The sequence below is a fragment of the Bacillus sp. JJ675 genome, from assembly GCF_036963165.1.
GTDB classification, from domain to species: Bacteria; Bacillota; Bacilli; order Bacillales; family Bacillaceae; genus Bacillus; species Bacillus glycinifermentans.
In genome coordinates, this window is sequence record NZ_JBALMR010000062.1 from 1 (window position 1) to 17570 (window position 17570).

At 47.4% G+C, this 17570-nt stretch carries 19 protein-coding genes; 12 read left to right on the plus strand and 7 right to left on the minus strand.

Annotated features, from left to right (window positions below):
- Positions 1-762 (minus strand): four-carbon acid sugar kinase family protein (locus V7126_RS16145; RefSeq protein WP_335497710.1); only part of this gene is annotated, 762 nt, incomplete at its 3' end.
- Positions 759-1529 (minus strand): DeoR/GlpR family DNA-binding transcription regulator, encoded by a 771-nt coding sequence (locus V7126_RS16150; protein ID WP_335497711.1) that lies wholly within the window; start codon positions 1527-1529, stop codon positions 759-761. The genes V7126_RS16145 and V7126_RS16150, both read right to left, overlap by 4 nt.
- 420 nt (positions 1530-1949) lie before the next feature.
- Between V7126_RS16150 and V7126_RS16155 the strand changes: the two genes are divergently transcribed.
- Positions 1950-2315, plus strand: coding sequence for a YunG family protein (locus V7126_RS16155; RefSeq protein WP_046129302.1), 366 nt, complete (start codon positions 1950-1952; stop codon positions 2313-2315).
- Positions 2316-2391: 76 nt separating this feature from the next.
- On the opposite strand, the gene V7126_RS16160 is transcribed toward V7126_RS16155, so the two are convergent.
- The gene (locus V7126_RS16160; RefSeq protein ID WP_335497712.1) at positions 2392-3666 is read right to left on the minus strand and encodes an NAD(P)/FAD-dependent oxidoreductase; all 1275 of its coding nucleotides are present in this window, start codon (positions 3664-3666) and stop codon (positions 2392-2394) included.
- A gap of 194 nt (positions 3667-3860) precedes the next feature.
- Between V7126_RS16160 and V7126_RS16165 the strand changes: the two genes are divergently transcribed.
- Together V7126_RS16165 and V7126_RS16170 are read left to right on the plus strand one after the other, a co-directional pair.
- Positions 3861-5489, plus strand: a complete 1629-nt coding sequence (locus V7126_RS16165) for a putative polysaccharide biosynthesis protein (RefSeq protein ID WP_335497713.1) — start codon at positions 3861-3863, stop codon at positions 5487-5489.
- 663 nt (positions 5490-6152) lie between these two features.
- Positions 6153-6863: a pseudouridine synthase gene (locus V7126_RS16170; protein ID WP_046129298.1), complete on the plus strand. Its 711-nt coding sequence runs from the start codon at positions 6153-6155 to the stop codon at positions 6861-6863.
- A 107-nt stretch (positions 6864-6970) separates the two neighbouring features.
- On the opposite strand, the gene V7126_RS16175 is transcribed toward V7126_RS16170, so the two are convergent.
- Both V7126_RS16175 and V7126_RS16180 read right to left on the minus strand, forming a co-directional pair.
- The gene (locus V7126_RS16175) at positions 6971-7192 is read right to left on the minus strand and encodes a DeoR family transcriptional regulator (protein WP_006636141.1); all 222 of its coding nucleotides are present in this window, start codon (positions 7190-7192) and stop codon (positions 6971-6973) included.
- A gap of 234 nt (positions 7193-7426) precedes the next feature.
- Positions 7427-8734, minus strand: a complete 1308-nt coding sequence (locus tag V7126_RS16180) for an NCS2 family permease (RefSeq protein WP_046129297.1) — start codon at positions 8732-8734, stop codon at positions 7427-7429.
- A 109-nt stretch (positions 8735-8843) separates the two neighbouring features.
- On the opposite strand from V7126_RS16180, the gene pepV reads away from it, so the two are divergent.
- Both pepV and V7126_RS16190 read left to right on the plus strand, forming a co-directional pair.
- Positions 8844-10235, plus strand: coding sequence for a dipeptidase PepV (pepV, locus tag V7126_RS16185; RefSeq protein ID WP_335497714.1), 1392 nt, complete (start codon positions 8844-8846; stop codon positions 10233-10235).
- Positions 10236-10241: 6 nt separating this feature from the next.
- Positions 10242-10706 (plus strand): DUF2691 family protein, encoded by a 465-nt coding sequence (locus V7126_RS16190; protein ID WP_046129295.1) that lies wholly within the window; start codon positions 10242-10244, stop codon positions 10704-10706.
- A 55-nt stretch (positions 10707-10761) separates the two neighbouring features.
- On the opposite strand, the gene cysK is transcribed toward V7126_RS16190, so the two are convergent.
- Entirely contained in the window at positions 10762-11691 is a 930-nt protein-coding gene (gene cysK, locus V7126_RS16195; RefSeq protein ID WP_046129294.1) for a cysteine synthase A, read from the minus strand.
- A 137-nt stretch (positions 11692-11828) separates the two neighbouring features.
- Here cysK and thpR point away from each other — a divergent pair, with 137 nt between their 5' ends.
- From thpR to V7126_RS16220, 5 genes are all read left to right on the plus strand, one after another.
- Positions 11829-12401, plus strand: a complete 573-nt coding sequence (gene thpR, locus V7126_RS16200) for an RNA 2',3'-cyclic phosphodiesterase (RefSeq protein WP_046129293.1) — start codon at positions 11829-11831, stop codon at positions 12399-12401.
- Positions 12402-12421: 20 nt separating this feature from the next.
- On the plus strand, positions 12422-13366 hold the full coding sequence (locus V7126_RS16205) for a hypothetical protein (protein WP_046129292.1): 945 nt from the start codon (positions 12422-12424) through the stop codon (positions 13364-13366).
- Positions 13367-13417: 51 nt separating this feature from the next.
- The gene (locus V7126_RS16210) at positions 13418-14338 is read left to right on the plus strand and encodes a YegS/Rv2252/BmrU family lipid kinase (RefSeq protein WP_046129291.1); all 921 of its coding nucleotides are present in this window, start codon (positions 13418-13420) and stop codon (positions 14336-14338) included.
- 27 nt (positions 14339-14365) lie between these two features.
- Positions 14366-14512 (plus strand): hypothetical protein, encoded by a 147-nt coding sequence (locus V7126_RS16215; RefSeq protein ID WP_157759344.1) that lies wholly within the window; start codon positions 14366-14368, stop codon positions 14510-14512.
- 185 nt (positions 14513-14697) lie between these two features.
- A complete protein-coding gene (locus V7126_RS16220) occupies positions 14698-15501 on the plus strand; it encodes a phosphotransferase family protein (RefSeq protein WP_046129290.1) in 804 nt (267 codons plus the stop codon).
- On the opposite strand, the gene V7126_RS16225 is transcribed toward V7126_RS16220, so the two are convergent.
- Complete coding sequence (locus V7126_RS16225) at positions 15496-15774, minus strand: YtzH-like family protein (RefSeq protein ID WP_046129289.1); 279 nt, start codon at positions 15772-15774, stop codon at positions 15496-15498. The two genes, V7126_RS16220 and V7126_RS16225, sit on opposite strands and share 6 nt — an antisense overlap.
- Before the next feature lie 180 nt (positions 15775-15954).
- Between V7126_RS16225 and trmB the strand changes: the two genes are divergently transcribed.
- Positions 15955-16596, plus strand: coding sequence for a tRNA (guanosine(46)-N7)-methyltransferase TrmB (gene trmB, locus V7126_RS16230; RefSeq protein WP_046129288.1), 642 nt, complete (start codon positions 15955-15957; stop codon positions 16594-16596).
- Between the two features lie 83 nt (positions 16597-16679).
- Positions 16680-17525: a YtnP family quorum-quenching lactonase gene (locus V7126_RS16235; protein WP_046129287.1), complete on the plus strand. Its 846-nt coding sequence runs from the start codon at positions 16680-16682 to the stop codon at positions 17523-17525.
- Positions 17526-17570 lie beyond the last annotated feature (45 nt).

Sequence of the window (17570 nt, forward strand, 5' to 3'; positions counted from 1 at the left end):
GCTGTTGGATGTGACGCTGCCGACGGTGATGATGATTTTCTTGTCCTTCATCCGCTTTCTGCTGAACGCTCGGGCGTACGCGGAAGTCAGCGGCCCGGGATCGGCGGGGACCATCTGATACATATCCAGCTCCGCCATAGCACATGCGATTGATTCAATGTTCTCATTCGTGATGGCATCAGGAACGAGGATTCGGGCGCCTTTTTGGATTTTCTCGAGCATGTCCGCTTCGATCGCTTCCTTGCCGGCGAGGATGGTCTCTAAACCGATGCCTGCAACCTGATGGTCGCTTTGCTTTTGTACAAGCTTCGGGATATGAGATTCTGTAACAGGCTTGACAGGATCCTTTCCGACATCAGACAGCTGGACGGGTACGCCGTGGATCAGCAGATAGCCGCCTGATACGATGCGGCCTGAGTCTGGATATGCCGGAACGACGACCGCGATGGACTCTTCGCCCAATTCATGAAGAAGGGTATCCAGCTCTGTTCCGATGTTGCCGCGCACCGTGCTGTCGATGCGCTTGCAGACGATATCCGTTTTCCACTTTTTCAGGTTCGCTGCCGCCGTTTTCACCCGGCGATGTGCGACTTCTTCTTTCGCATAGCGGCTGTCGGTATCGATAATCACACCGTTGATCTCTTCCGATGACGGCAAATTTTCGTAAAAGACCATCGTCGCCACGGTGTAGCCAAGCTTTGTCAGCTTGACGCCTGTGCCATTGCCTCCGGTGAGATCATCTGCGATAACGCCTATTTTCATTCGGATTCCTCCTCCGCTGCTATGACATCTAAAAGCTCCCGCAATTCATGAGGATGATAATCGACAATGCCGGAATCTGAAATGATGCCGGATAATTCCTTCAAGCCGCACACCTTAACAAGTGCTTTTTGATCGAGCTTGCTGGCATCAGCGACAAGCCAGGTTGCCCGAGCGGATTCGATCATGAGCTTCTTAATTGATGCCTTTTCGAATGTCGGTACTGTGACCCCGGCATGCAGGTCGACGGCGTGCGCTCCGAGGAAGCACAAATCAACGTGTATATTGCGCAACGTCTGTTCCGTCAGCGGACCGAAAAGTGCGCCGATATTGTTCTGCACCTCCCCGCCTGTGAGAATCAGCTTGACTTCGCTGTCCATCAGCTCTGCTGCAATCTTGATGTCATTTGTCACGACCGTCAATTTGCTTTTGTGCTTCAGCAGCTTGGCGATCTCGAGTGTAGTCGTTCCAGAGTCAAGCAGGATGGTGTAATTTTCTTTCACGAGCTCTGCCGCTTTTTGGGCGATGCGCTTCTTCTCTGCTGCATGTTTTCCTTCCTTTGTCAGAAAGGAAGATTCCACGACAAGCGGCTTATTGAGAACAGCGCCGCCATGCGTGCGGATGACCTGTTCCTTCTGCTCCAGATACGCCAAATCGCGCCGGATCGTCATGGCGGAAACATTCAATTCTGCCGCCAATGCTTCAATATCGATTTTTTGGTGCTTATTCAATTGTTCCAAAATCACATTTCTGCGTTCATTCGGTTGCATTTTCCTCACCTTTTGTTAGATATGAACAACTTATATGTTTATATTAAACATATTTATGTGGAAAGTCAATGTTATTTTGTGAGGAATGATCATTATGAGGGAGGAGAGGTTGTTCATCATGAACAATCGAGAGGCATCTGCTTCGGGCGGTAGAACAAAAAAACAGCAGGCGAGGTGCCGGCTGCCGTTGTCCATACGTCTCATTATGCCTTCATTACCTTGCTTGGTCCTTATTTGTAGATCGTCGCAGTGAAGAAAGCACAACACACAAAATAAAGGAATCTTCCTTTATATTTGAAATGACCGATGCTTATAATAAGTTTACGCTTGTCAAAATTCAATATGCAGTCCTTGTTCAACTAACAATGCAGGGTTACTTTAATTAAAATTGAAATAAGCTAATGAAAAGGAGGATTTTTTATGGAAGATCATTACCTCTTGCAAATCGAACAAATAATGAAGGCATTGTCTAAATCCTGGTCTATAGACTCAAGTTCAAAATGGAGCCATGATAACCCTGCAAATGGACAATGCGGCGTAACTGCACTAGTAGTAAATGATATATTAGGTGGAGAAGTAAGGAAAACAAAACTGCCTGATGGATGGCATTTTTATAATTTTATCAATGGCAAAAGATATGATTTTACGGTTTCTCAATTTAAAGAAGACATTCTGTATATGGACATTCCTTCTAATAGAAGCGAAGCATTTTCAGATACCAATGAAAAACAATATAACCATTTAAAACAAAGCGTTATGCATCATTTGTCTTTTTCCATATATTAAGTTACGTTTAATAAGAAAAGGGAACCCTAATATATTGAGGGTTCCCTTCATTTTATACAAAGAACTTGCCTTGTTTTTATTTTTTGGGGAGTGACGCAGAAAACTTCGCTGCGTTTAAACCGGCAAGCCGTCCGGTGACAAGGGCCGATGTAATGTTGTACCCGCCGGTGTACCCGTGGATATCGAGAATTTCCCCGCAAAAATATAATCCGTCCTTTTTTTTGGACGCCATTTTTTTCGGATCGATTTCTTTTATCGAAACACCGCCTCCGGTCACAAAGGCTTTTTCAAGCGAAAGCGTGCCGTTCACCATGACGGAAAACTCCTTGCAGTCTTTTACGAACGCCCTGAAACGGTCTTTGGAAAGGGTGGAAAAGGTTTCGGAGGGATCGATCCCGCTCCGTTCGAACAGAAACAGGAGATACCGTTCCTGCATCCAGGACTTGAGCACGTTTTTAACGGACTTTTTCAGCGACTCTTTCAGCTCTTTCTGCATTCGCTGAAACAGCTGTTCTTCGTGGAGGTCTGGGAACAAATCGATATTCATCCTTACATGCTCCTGTTTTTTCAGCTCTTTTACGACAAATTGGCTGCACCTGAGGACAGCCGGGCCGGAAAGGCCGAAATGCGTGAAAATCATATCCATCTGATGGGTGATGACGGGTTTGCCTTTTTTGTTTAACACGCTTAGCGCGACATTTCTCAATGACAGGCCTTGCAATGTTTTTTGTTTAATGAACGGTTCGTCCGAAGTGACGGGAACCTCTGTCGGGAAAAGCTCGGTAATCGTATGCCCGGCATTTTCGGCCCATTCATAGCCGTCTCCCGTTGAGCCGGTATGCGGGACGCTTTTGCCGCCGACCGCCACGACGACCGCCCCGGTCAGAATCTTTTCGCCGTTGTTCGTTACGATGCCGTATGCCTTCTGATCGTCGTATAACACGGATGCCACCTTTTCGTTCGTACGAATGTTGACATGCAGCTGTTCAAGTCTTCTCAACAGAGCGTCCACAACGCTTTGCGCTTTATCGGAAACGGGAAACATCCGCCCGTGGTCTTCTTCTTTGAGCTTCACGCCGAGACGTTCAAAAAACGCGATGATGTCTTCATTGTTAAACTCGGAAAAAGCGCTGTATAGAAAGCGGCCGTTTCCGGGGATATGTTTGATGATTTCATCAATCGGAAGGCGGTTCGTGACATTGCAGCGGCCTCCTCCCGAGATGGCGAGCTTGCGGCCGAGCTTGTTTCCTTTATCGATGAGCAGCACGTTCAGGCCCCGCTCACCGGCCGCGATGGCGGCCATCAGCCCGGAAGGCCCTCCGCCGATGACGATTACATCATAATGCTTCATAACATTTCCTCAACTTTCCTGCAGTGTAAGGCCGCGCGAAGCGAATCCGCGCTCCATCCTATTATTATAACGAAAGAATGACGCCTTTAAAAAAGATCTGTTAAAATTTAGCCCAGTTATTATTACCTAGGTGAAGCACCTGTGTGTTAAAATAGAAAAGTTGAATCTATTTTAGAAAAATGGTGATTGGGAACATGTCAAGCAAACTGTTAAGAGGCACGTTTATATTAACGCTTGGTACCTATATTTCGAGGATCCTCGGAATGATTTATTTAATTCCGTTTGGAGCCATGGTCGGTGCCACCGGAGGTGCCCTGTTCCAGTACGGTTATAATCAATATACGATTTTTTTGAGCATTGCCACGATGGGCTTTCCGGCGGCCGTGTCCAAGTTTGTTTCAAAATATAATTCGATCGGTGATTATGAAACGACGAGAAGGATGCTGCGCGCCGGAATGTCGATGATGCTCGTCACGGGAATCATCGCTTTTTCCCTTCTTTATGTAACCGCTCCGTTTTTTGCAGAAACAGCGCTCGGCGGGACGGAAAATAACGGTCTGACGATCGAACACGTCGTTTATGTCATTCGCATGGTCAGCTTGGCTTTATTGGTTGTGCCGGTATTGGCCCTTGTGAGGGGATTTTTCCAAGGCCACCAGATGATGGGGCCGACAGCCGTTTCACAGGTTGTTGAACAGCTTGCCAGAATCGTTTTTCTCCTCACTGCGACGTATTTGGTCATGAAAGTGCTGAACGGCGGACTTGTAGTAGCCGTAGGCTATGCGACGTTCGCTGCATTGATCGGTGCGTTTGCGGGGCTTTTCACCCTTTATTTTTCCTGGCAGAAAAGAAAAGGGTACCTTATATCGATGAAGCCGAACCTTGTTCCGCCGTCAAATATTACGTACAGGCAGATGTTTAAGGAACTGTTCAGTTATGCCGCTCCGTACGTTTTTGTCGGGCTGGCGATCCCGCTTTATCAGTACATTGATACAAATACGTTTAATAAAGCGATGATTGAAGCGGGGTATCAAAGCATCAGCCAGGATCTGCTGGCGATCGTCACGCTTTACGTTCCTAAGCTTGTGATGATTCCGGTTTCTCTTGCGACGGCTTTCGGGCTGACATTGATCCCGGTTATTACGGAAAACTTCACCAACCGTGACTTTCCGGCTTTAAACAAGCAGATTGACCAGGCGATGCAGATTATTTTGTTTATCGTGCTTCCGGCTTCCGTCGGAATGTCGCTTCTCGCCGGACCGTTCTACACGTTTTTCTACGGATCGGAAAGCCTGCTTCCCGATGTCGGACAAGACATCTTATTCTGGTATTCGCCGGTTGCGCTTTTATTTTCTTTATTTACGGTTAACGCCGCTATTTTGCAGGGGATTAACAAGCAAAAATTCGCCGTTGTCAGCCTTCTGGTTGGGGTCATCATCAAAGTCGTGCTGAACGTGCCTTTGATCAAGCTCTTTCAGGGAGAAGGATCGATTTTGGCGACAGCGCTCGGATATTCGGCATCTTTATTGTATGGCTTCATCATGATCAGACGGCATGCCGGCTACGCTTATAAAAAACTGCTTAAAAGGTTTTTGCTGATGGCGATCCTGACCGCTGTAATGGGAGCCGTCGTATTAATCGCCAAAGCGGTCCTCGGTTTATTTATTTCATATGAGGGCGGACAGATCCGCTCAGCTGTTATCATCGCCATTACATCGGCAATCGGCGGTATCGTCTATCTGTATTTGGCTCACCGTCTAAAACTGTTAGAAAAAATATTCGGTCAGCGGTTTAGCCGCTTTTTCAAAAGAAAGGCCTCATAAGCGGGCTTTTCTTTTATTTTTGAGAAGATTGTTCCTTTGTTTTGAAAAGAGAGCATAAAGCCGTTGTGGATAATATTTTCAATGATCAACAATGGAACCCGGAGAAGGATATTGGACATGGCCTCAGGAATATGTAACATGCACACAATAGACCATTCCGGTCAAGCTTAGGTGCATGTCCGCAATTATTCGCAAAAAACGGCGGGCAAAGGAGTGCGGAAACATCATGAAGGATGAGGACTTATTGGAGGCTTGGAACATTCAAAAAGCTCGCGGAATGGCTGATCTATTCGCACATCTAGAACCGACTTCATGCACCGCCGTACAGCACGCTTTGCAGGCAAAGTCAAAATGTAATATTCCTTGCTGAAGATATTGCGATCTTGCGGGCTATTGCGGGTATGGTGCCACCTGGTCAATCTGACGCCGAGTGTAACACGTACCACACATTCGTCATGCAAGAAAATGAAGGACATCGGCACATTAAGCTGGTCCGGGACACTCCGGCTCTATTTTCTTGAAGAACGGAGCGGGCAGCCGCGGAGCAGGGACGCAGCCTGAATAATTGATCAAACAGCCAGATTAATATGTCCGGTTGTTTTTTTGAAGCCGCAATAGCATAATGAACAAAGCCTTTTATTTATATTAAGGAGGAATCACCTTATGAGATTGGATAAGCTTCTGGCGAACAGCGGCTATGGATCGAGAAAAGACGTAAAAAAAATGCTGAAGAACGGAGCGGTTCGCGTAAAAGACAGAATCGTCAAGGATGCGAAAGAACAGATTGATCCGAATCATGACGAAGTCACCGTATACGGCGAGCCCGTCCATTACCGGGAGTTTGTTTATTTGATGATGAACAAGCCGCAGGGGGTAGTGTCGGCAACAGAAGACAGCCGCGAGGAGACGGTTATCGATTTGCTCGAACCGGAGTTTTTGCACTTTGCGCCGTTTCCGGTCGGAAGGCTTGACAAAGATACCGAAGGCCTGCTTCTACTGACAAACGACGGCGGGCTCGCACACCGGCTTTTGTCGCCGAAAAAGCATGTCCCTAAAACGTATGAGGTGCATGCCGAGAAGCCGGTCACAGAGGCTAGCGCTGCCAGGCTCGAAAGAGGGGTCGACATTGGGGACGGGTATGTCACAAAGCCGGCGAAAGCGGTGATTCTGGAAAATGAAAACGGCAGGCACAAGCTCCTGTTGACGATCACGGAAGGGAAATTCCATCAGGTGAAACGGATGCTGAAAGCCGTCGGCAATGAAGTGACCTACTTAAAACGGCTGAAGATGGGAGATGTGGCGCTCGACCCAGACCTTTTGCCTGGGGAGTACAGAGAGCTGACGGAATCGGAGCTTGCGGCCCTAAAAAAATAAAAGACACTCAAAACTTTGAGTGTCTTGTTAGAAGCAGTTTCAAAAACTCGCAAAGCAAGGTGAGTCTTATTTATATCAATTGTGTGTTGCGTTTTTTTGGAACAATTCTATGAAGATATTCTCACTTTTTTTCTTGTTGTTTCCCATTTGCCTCTGCTTGGGCTGCGAACCAAATCGTTGTATGCCAACACATTCAGATCACGCTGGATTGTTCTCGGTGTAGTGCCAAATTCATCAACCAGTTCCTGGGTTGTAACGAGTCCCTTTTCTTGAATGAACATGTAGACTGACTTAATCCTGGTTAGCATTCGGTTTGTTGAAGGTTTCAAACAACCACTCCCTATCATATGATCGAATGGACTTGACTACCACAACTTACGACTCCAAAATGCAGCATGGACGATTAACAAACAACTCGTAAAAATAATCAATAAATATTATACACGATGTGCCAAAGAAATATCCAGAAAAAAGCCGGAACCAAAATTATGAAAAAATGAAAATCGAAAGCAAAAACGCATGAAATCAAGAGGCTGGCTGCTGCCTAAGCCTCTTTTTCTATATTAATGGCCCTGCAAAAAGAACAGGTGGATGAAAAACAGAATCGCGAAGATCAGGACGAGCGGATGAATCTCCCGCCATTTTCCTTTCGCGGCTTTCACGATCGGATATGAAATAAATCCTAGAGAAATCCCTGTTGCGATGCTTGATGTTAAAGGCATGGCAAGGATGACGAGAAAAGCCGGGAACGCCTCGTCGAGCTCTTTCCAGCGGATGTCGGCGACGGCTCCGATCATCATGCTTCCCACAATGATCAAGGCTGGAGACGTTATCGCCGAAATGCCGGAAACGGCGCTGACAAGCGGACCGAAAAACAGCGCGGCGCCAAAAAGAACGGCGACTGTCAACGATGTCAGCCCGGTTCTTCCTCCGGCTGCCACCCCGGCCGATGACTCAATATAGGCGGTTGTCGGGCTCGTCCCGAACATGGCGCCGATCGTCGTGGCCGTCGAATCGGCGAGAAGCGCCTTTCTCGCGTTCGGAAGCTTGTTGTTTTTCATGAGTCCCGCCTGTTCGGCGACGCCGATCATCGTGCCTGTCGTATCGAAAATCGTGACGAGCAGAAAAGAGAAAACGACCGAATAGAGCCCGTAATGGATGACGTCAGAAAAGGCCGTCAAAGGATTCGCGATGATCAGCTTTTCAGGCAGATGAGGCATGGATAAAACGCCTTGGTCAAAATGGAGCTGACCGGTGAAAAAGGCGATCAGGCCGGTGAAAAGCATCCCGAAAAACAGAGCGCCGTTTACATTCATGATCATCAGAACGACGGAAAAGGTAAGCCCGATCAAGGTCAGTACGACTTCCGGCGAGCGCAGGTTGCCGAGACCGATCAAATTGGCTTCATTGGCCGTAATGATTCCGGCTCCCCTTAGTCCGACAAATGCGATAAACAATCCGATCCCGGCGGTAATCCCGTGTTTTAAATTGGCGGGAATTGCTTCGATCAGTTGTTTTCTGAGCGGTGTTAAGGATAAGATAATAAAGAGAATCCCGGCCGCGAATACGGCGCTGAATGCCGTATGATACGAAACTTCGCCGTTTGATGAACCGACGACGGAAACTGCAAAATACGCATTAAGCCCCATTCCCGGCGCAATCGCGATCGGGAAGTTGGCCGCAAGCGCCATCCAGAGCGTTCCGACGACAGCGGCGATGATCGTAGCGGTAAACACCTGGTCAAAGGGAATGCCGGTGCCAGAAAGAATGCCCGGATTGACGACGACAATGTAAACCATCGTAAAGAAGGTTGTGATTCCTGCAAGAATTTCTTTTTTAACTGTTGTTTTGTTTTCTTTTATGTTAAACATAATTCCTCCAATAACGAACATTATAACGAAACAATATCTATAATATTCGTTAACAGGTATTTTTGCAAGTCGTTTTTCGGGAATCTGATAAAAGGAAAGGATGAAAACGATGAACTGGGAACTGGAAGTGGAAAAGAGAAAGGACGACATTGTTCAGGATATACAGGATTTCTTAAAAATAAACAGCGTTCTCGATGAGAAGACCGCCGGGCCTGGCAAGCCTTTTGGAGAAGGGATTCACAAATGTCTGACGGCTTTGCTGAAAAAAGGGGAGACAAACGGCTTTACGGTGAAAAACCTCGATGGCTATGCGGGCCATATCGAATGGGGAGAAGGCGAAGAGATTATCGGCATCCTCTGCCATATTGACGTCGTCCCGCCCGGAGACGGATGGACAAGCGATCCGTTTGCCGCCGACATCAGAGACGGCCGCATTTATGCGAGAGGCGCGCTCGATGATAAGGGGCCGACAATGGCCGCATTTCACGCCCTGAAAATCGTGAAAGAGCTGAATCTTCCGTTGTCAAAGCGGATCAGGCTGATCATTGGAACAGATGAAGAAAGCGATTGGCGGTGTGTGGAGCATTATTTTAAACATGAAGAAATGCCTTCAGCCGGATTCGCCCCTGATGCCGACTTTCCGATTATTTACGCGGAAAAGGGGCTGATTGACGCAGTTTTGCACTTGGATTGCCCAAATAGCGAAAGCGGCGGGGGATTGGTTTTGGAATCGCTCCGGGCCGGGCGCCGTTTCAATATGGTTCCTGACGAAGCCGAAGCTGTCCTTTCCGGAACGGTTACACCGGATGTTGAACGAGCATTTGCCGATTTTGTAAAAGAAAAGCGGGCCGAGGGCCGAATCTCGAAAAACGGAGACAGTTGCAGGATAAACGTTTTCGGAAAATCGGCACACGCCATGGAGCCTGACAACGGCATCAATGCGGGGCTGATCCTGGCAGAGTTTTTACATACGCAAGCGCTTGATTCAGCAGGCCGCCATTTTGTAAAAGCGGTGTCAGATGCCTTTAGCGGTGACACGAGAGGGAGAAAGCTCGGGATCGCCGTAAGCGATGAGATCAGCGGCGACCTGACCTTAAACGTCGGTCGGATAGCTTACGAGAAAGAAAAAGAAAGTACAGTCGGCATCAACATCCGCTATCCGGTGACAGAAACGAGCGTTCCGGTTAAAGAAGCGCTCGAACGTTTACAAGGCGGAAAGCTTGTAAGTTTTAAAGACAGCAAGCCGCATCATGTTCCAAAAGACCATGAACTGATTAAAACGCTGCAGCGGGTATATGAAGAACAGACGGGGGAACAAGCGGAATTGATTTCGATCGGAGGCGCGACATACGCGAGGTCGCTGCAAGCGGGGGTGGCGTTCGGTCCGCTCTTCCTCGGGCGCCCCGACGTTGCCCATCAGAAAGACGAATATATGGAAATTGACGACCTCTTGCGGGCGGCATCTTTGTATGCGCAGGCTATATACGAACTTGCGAAGTGATACGAAATGAGAAGAGGCGTTTCGTTTGAAATTCCCAACCGCAGCGGATGCTTTCTTTCCGATGTGCTAAAACCGATTCGAATTTCCGATTACGATTGGCTGCTTGATGGCTGCGAATGGTATATCGTTCAACACGAACGGCTGACAGATGAGGAGCTTTTTCCAGGTGATCAAAACGTCGTGGAAGGCGAAGCGCTGCAAACACGCTTGGCAAACACGTCTTATACAATTTTTGCAGATATGAAAGCATTCCCGAAGAATCAGCATCCCGAGCAAATTGAGACATATGGAGAGTTCATCAAAAGCGATTGCCGGCTGGTTGTTCTCATAGCGGATTCCTGTTATGCATCCATCTATTGCAAAGACCAAAAGCAGATTGGCTTGTTGTACAGAAATGCAAAAGCTTGCGGTTTTGGGCATGTTGAATATATAACAGATGAAAATGATGCAAGGACAGGGATGCATGTATAGAGTCTGTTTCAATAAAAAACACTTGATTTCGCACTTCGAAATCAAGTGTTTTTCTTTACTGTTGAAATAAATCGCTTGATAGATAGCGTTCTCCGGTATCGGCGGTCATACAGACGACGATTTGATCGGCCGGAAGTTTTTTAGCCGTTTCAATCGCGGCAAAGCACGCCGCACCTGAGGAAGGGCCGACAAGAATGCCTTCTTCCCGGGCCAGTCTGCGCGTCATCTCGTACGCTTCCTCGTCTTTTATTTTCAAAATTTCATCATAGACGTTTTCGTTTAAAATATTCGGGATAAAACCGGGGCTTGTCCCGACGAGTTTATGTTTTCCGGGCTTGCCTCCGGACAATACGGGCGACCCCGCAGGTTCCGCTACATGGACCGTTATTTTCGGAAACAGCTCCTTCAGCTTTTCACCCGTACCGGTAATCGTGCCGCCCGTTCCCGCAGTCGCCACAAACGCGGCAAGCGGTTTGCCGATTTGTTCTATTGCCCGGGCAATTTCCAAGGCGGTTGTTTTTCGGTGGGCTTCGGGGTTCGCTTCATTATCAAACTGCATCGGGATGAAGCTTCCCGGAATTTGTTCTGCAAGCTCCCGCGCTTTTTTGATGCTTCCCGGCATTCGTTCATCCCCCGGTGTAAGAACGACTTCTGCCCCGTATGCTTTTAAAAGGTTGATCCGTTCTTTCGTCATCGTATCAGGCATGACGAGAATCGCCTGATACCCTCTTGCGGCGGCATTCATGGCGAGTCCGATTCCAGTGTTTCCGCTTGTCGGCTCGATGATTGTAGCCCCAGGCTTAAGAAGGCCCTTTTCTTCAGCGTCTATGATCATTTGATATGCCGCTCTGTCTTTCACGCTTCTGCTCGGGTTGAAATATTCGAGTTTTACGTAAACCTGTGCCGCATCCTTCGGCTGAACCCGGTTCAATTTGACGAGGGGCGTATCTCCGATTAATTCTGCTATATTGTGAACGGCTCTCACACGTGTACACCCTTTCTAAGAAAACATGTTTTTTCAATATCCTATCACAACCCCGTAAAAGTGAAAAATAGAGAGGTTATAAGTCCCTGTGTTTTTTGTTAAAATGGTAAGAAGATCGATGGAAGGATGGCATGAATATGTCTGTGAAACCGCATTTTTTTATTGGAATTCCTTTCCCGGCCGAGCTTGCGGAGCCGCTTTATCATTCAATCAGCAGCCGCCCGGAATTAGCTTTTCATAAATGGGTCCATGCTTTGGACTATCACTTTACGCTCGTATTTCTTGGACCGGCTGACAGTGAGCAGCTTTCGGACCTTGAGGAAGGCTTAAGTCTGATCGCTTCTGACACGGCTTCCTTTGAACTTCGTCTCAGAAAAACAGGGACGTTCGGCAAGCCGTCTGAGCCGAGGATTCTCTATGTTGAACCCGAATATTCCGCCGCTCTTTTTGAATTAAGGGAGCGGGTCAAGCAGGCCGCCGCCGCCGCGGGCTTTGAGATTGAAAAGCGGCCTTTTCGTCCCCATATGACGGTTGCGAGAAAATGGAACGGGGCCGATCCATTTAACGGGCGCTTAGACCCGCTCGATGGTGAAGTATCGTTCACAGCACGCAATCTCACCGTTTTTCAGACGCATCTGGACAAGGTTCCAAAATACGAGCATAAAGCTGTTTTTCCTTTCGGCACACAGGATCAAGCAGCAGAAATGTAAGATTCGGAGTTGAAACAACGATGGCACAGATTATTAAAATACAGGATTGCATTTCAAGATATGAGCAAGACCCTTATCATTATATGAATCAGTTCATCCGTTTAAAAAAACAGCGATGGCAGTCAATGACGGCCATCGCGGAAGAGAAGGAAGCGGGCCGTTTTCAGATCGCCGCAGCCGCCGGGGAAGAAACGGGCGGCACGAAGAAGAAAAAATTTTCATTAAAAAGAAAAAAAGAAGTATCCGATATGAATAGTGGAAGAGAAGTCGATGATCAATGGTTTAACGGTTTGGAAGCCGAAATGGACGGAAGTTTTATCGCAAAAATCCCCGCAGGCAAAAAAGAGCTTGCTCCATTTTTTAAAGAATACCTTTATCAATTTCAATTAAAATGGGCAAGCTCGACGATTTCTGACATATCCAGCCTTTCCCGGGAAATACATAACGATAAAATTCTGCAAATTTTGGCCCAGCAGCTTCCGGATTCGTATTTTCTGATGTACAAGCCTGTTTTGCAAGTGAATCAGGCGACGGTCGAATTAAGCATCATCCTGTTAACGCCGCTTGAAATCTATTGCATGGTTTTTCTCGAAGGTGATAAGGAAAGCACCTTTAGCGGCTCCAAAAATCGTTTTTGGAAGGAAAAAACCGTACGAGGCAGAGAAACATCTGTTTTAAATCCGTCAACTGAACTTATCAGAACCGGTTCTGTCCTTTCGGGGCTTTTGAAGGGGGCAGACATTGACCTGCCGATCCGCAAAGCGATCTTCAGCAGGACTTCGTATATCGATTACCCCGAACCTCCGTACGGAATCGACATTTATGACCGGAGGGAATGGCGCAACTGGATCTCGAGACAGCAAAAAAACATCGCTCCAATTAAAAACCGGCAGCTGAAAGCCGCGAAAATTTTGTTGGCACACGGCGTTTCCGATTCAAAGCGCAGAAAGGAATGGCTCGATTAACCGTCTGAACGTTATCCGGCTTTTTCATAACATAAAATGGAGAATTGAATCATGAGTGAATGGTATATCATCATTAACCCAAAAGCAGGAAGATCGTCGGCTCTCAGAGTATGGAAGTCACTGCAAAAAGAGCTGCAAAAAGCAAACGTTTCGCACCGCTCGTTCATCACCCAGCACCCGGGGCATGCCGAAGTGCTGGCAAGGCAAATATCGACGATCCAGGACGACCGGCTGAAGCGCCTGCTTATCATTGGCGGAGACGGCACTATCCATGAAGTCCTAAACGGATTAACCAGCCTCCAGGACATTCAGCTTAGCGTTATCCCGGCAGGCTCGGCAAACGATTTTAAAAGAGGCTTCTCCATTAAAAAATCGGATGTCATCAAAGAGCTGAAAAAAGCCGGAAAATCACTGACCAGGACGTATGCACTCGGAAGCTTTCTCACAAAGGACAGTGCAAACGAGCTTTATTTTGCCAATCACCTCAGCATCGGGTTTGACGCCGTGGCCGCCAAAAAAATGTCTGACATGCCAAAGTGGACGGCCGTTTTCAGATTGAATCATCTGATTCAGCCGTTTTTGTTTTTGGCAGCCGCCTTTACGTTTAAACCGTTTGTCCTTTCTTTTGAAAGCGAAGACGAAAAGCGGACGTTTAAAAAAGTTTGGTTTGCGGCGATTTCAAATCATCCGTACTATGGCGGAGGAATGAAGATCGCGCCGGATGCAAATCCGCGCGAAGAGCTTTTAGATGTGACGATCATCGAAGACCGGCCGGTGCTAAAAAAAGCGGCGCTGTTATTTGCGATGTCTTTCGGCAAACATATCGGTAAAGCCGGGGTCACGTCGTTTAAGACGAAAGATATTTATTTTCATACGAACGAACGGGTTCTGTTCCAGGCGGACGGGGAGATCATCGGTTCAGCGCCTGTTTTTGTAAAGACCGGGAAGGAATCGCTCCGCTTAAAAGCATAAACCATCCGAATGAAAGGGAGACTTGGGATGCGATTGAAGCTCCCTGATATGAAGCGCTATTTGGCATATTGCGGCCCTTTTCAAATTTTCGATAAAACGCTTTGGGCAAACGGCAAGCTTCAGCTGAAGCGGCATCGGCACGCATGTTCTTTGCGAGCCGAAGGGAATTTCTAGTTTTGCTTGACGAAGTTTGGCGTATAGCGCTAAAATTTATAAGACGGCTATTGTTTAGCACAGATGACTCTCAATAGCCGTCTTTTTATTTTAATAGAGAGACGATCAATACAGCATCTTGTTTTCCGGCCAAGGAAGGCAAATGCTTTTAAAAACTTTTATGAAATGATGGGTTGAAAATCGATATGAACTGGTTGGGACAATTACTAGGTAGCGAATGGGAGATTTCCCCCGCAGGAGGAGCTACAGGAGACGCATATTATGCAGAACATAATGGGCAGCAGCTTTTTTTAAAGCGGAACAGCTCCCCTTTTTTGGCTGTCCTGTCCGCGGAAGGAATTGTTCCTAAGCTTGTTTGGACGAAACGAATGGAAAACGGGGACGTGATTACGGCGCAGCACTGGCTCAGCGGCAGAGAGCTGAAACCGAAGGACATGAACAGCCAGGCGGTGGCTGAGATGCTTCGGAAAATCCACACCTCCAAAGAGCTGTTGGATATGCTGAAAAGACTCGGCAAGCACCCTTTTCAGCCAAGCTCCGTGATCACGCAATTAAAGCAATTTATCCAAGCCCGGCAATATCCGATTCCGCAGCTGGATCAGGCGCTCTTTTACCTTGAACACCATCTTGAAGACGTTCAGTCAGGTGAAAAAGTCGTCTGCCACTGCGATATTAATCATAATAATTGGCTTCTTACAGATCAGAACCAGCTTTATTTAATCGATTGGGACGGTCCTATGATTGCAGATCCTGCCATAGATCTCGGGCCCCTTCTGTACCACTACGTTGAGGAGAAGGAATGGGAAAGCTGGCTCGAGCGTTACGGCACTTCTCTAACGGACAATCTTAAGCTGAGGATGGCCTGGTACGTATTGGCAGAAACAGCGATGACAACGCTCAGGCAAAAGGCGAAAAGAAATCAAGAGGGCTTTAACCAGGGGCTTGAACAGCTGCACGTGCTCCTGGAGCGTCTCCTCCGCACTTCATGAAAACGAGCCTATTTCTCTGACCCATTGCGAGAGACGGTCCTGATGCTCTGAGATATGGTCGTTGATCGAAGAAGTCGACTTCCCTCTCTGGCTGTACAGGTAAATGTCTTCAAGGATGCCTTTAAGGTTTGCATCAACATGTGCATTGGCCATCAGCGACTTAATAATCCGTTCCATCTGTTCGCATTCGGCGACGGTGCCCGTGCAGTCCGCCTGATGATCGGAGAGGATGTCCTGTAAGAGACGAATTTGATTTTCTTGATTTAATCCCATGATAAAAGCACTTCCCTTCATTTGAATATATGGATTAAATTGTTCAGAACGCATATTTTTATACATGAAAGACCCGGGGTCGAAAGCCCCGGGTCTTTCGCGTCTCTCCAAGAGGTCTTGCGGGGCGGTTGATTTCGTGGTATGTTGTTAGACGATATAACAGATAGAGGTGTAAAGTACATGCGAATGCGTCACAAGCCTTGGGCGGACGATTATTTGGCTGAAAACTCCGATATTGTCATCAGCGACCCGTCCCAGTATAAAGGGAAATGGCATTCCGTTTTTGGAAATGACAACCCGATTCACATCGAAGTAGGAACCGGAAAGGGCCAATTTATTTCAGGAATGGCGCTCAAGCATCCGGATGTAAACTATATCGGCATCGAACTGTTTAAAAGCGTCATCGTAACGGCGGTCGATAAGGTAAAGCAGACGGGGGCGCCGAACGTAAAGCTTTTAAACATCAATGCAAACGATCTTTCCGAAGTATTTGCGGAAGGGGAAATTGAGCGGGTGTATTTGAATTTTTCCGATCCGTGGCCTAAAAAACGCCATGAAAAACGCCGTCTGACAAACCATGCTTTCATAAAAAAATACGAGCACGTCTTGGGGGGAAAAGGTGCGATTCACTTTAAAACAGATAATCGCGGATTATTTGAATATTCCCTGACGAGCTTTTCCGAATACGGACTCGTTTTGACGTTCGTCAGCCTTGATTTGCATCAAAGCGATTTTGAAGGGAACGTCATGACGGAATATGAAGAAAAATTTGCTGCCAAAGGCCAGCCGATATACAGGGTTGAAGCCGAGTGGAGAACATGAAAAAACAGACGATCTAAAGGTCTGTTTTTTTTTGCGTTAAATTGGCCGGATTTTTTTGCTACGATAAGGTGGGAGGGATCATAATGGAAACTTTGCACATCGGCGGCATCAAGCTGACCTGGCTGAACGGCGGCGTAACGCATATGGACGGCGGCGCCATGTTCGGCGTGGTACCAAAGCCGCTATGGTCAAAAAAATATCATGCAAATGAAAAAAATCAGATCGAATTGAGGACAGATCCGATTCTTGTCCAAAAGGACGGAACCAATCTGCTGATCGATTCGGGAATCGGGCGCGGGAAGCTCTCGGACAAACAAAAAAGAAACTTCGGGGTCACGGAAGAATCTTCGCTTGATGAGTCGCTACAGGCGCTCGGCCTCTCAACGGAAGATATTGACGGGGTGCTGATGACCCACCTTCATTTCGACCATGCCTGCGGCTTGACGCGGTATGAAGGGGATGAGCTTGTCTCCGTTTTTCCGAATGCCGCCATTTATACGTCCTTGATCGAGTGGGAAGAGATGAAAAACCCGAACATCCGCTCAAGAAATACATATTGGAAAGAGAACTGGGAACCGGTTCAGCAGCAAGTAAAAACTTTTGAGCAAAAGCTTGACGTATTGCCCGGCATCACGATGCATCATACAGGCGGGCATAGCGACGGCCACTCTGTGATCGTTCTCGATGATTCCGGCGAGACGGCGCTTCACATGGCGGACATCATGCCGACGCATGCCCACCGGAACCCGTTATGGGTCCTCGCTTATGACGATTATCCGATGACATCGATTGCGGAAAAACAAAAATGGCAGGCTGCCGCTGCCGAAAAAGACGCATGGTACATTTTTTACCATGATGCATCCTACAGAGCATTGAAATGGGATGAAAACGGCGATATCAAAGTTTCAGTGAAAAGGCAAAAACGGTAGTTCTCCCATTTTTGTGAATGGTTTACCCGAATGTTATCCATCCTA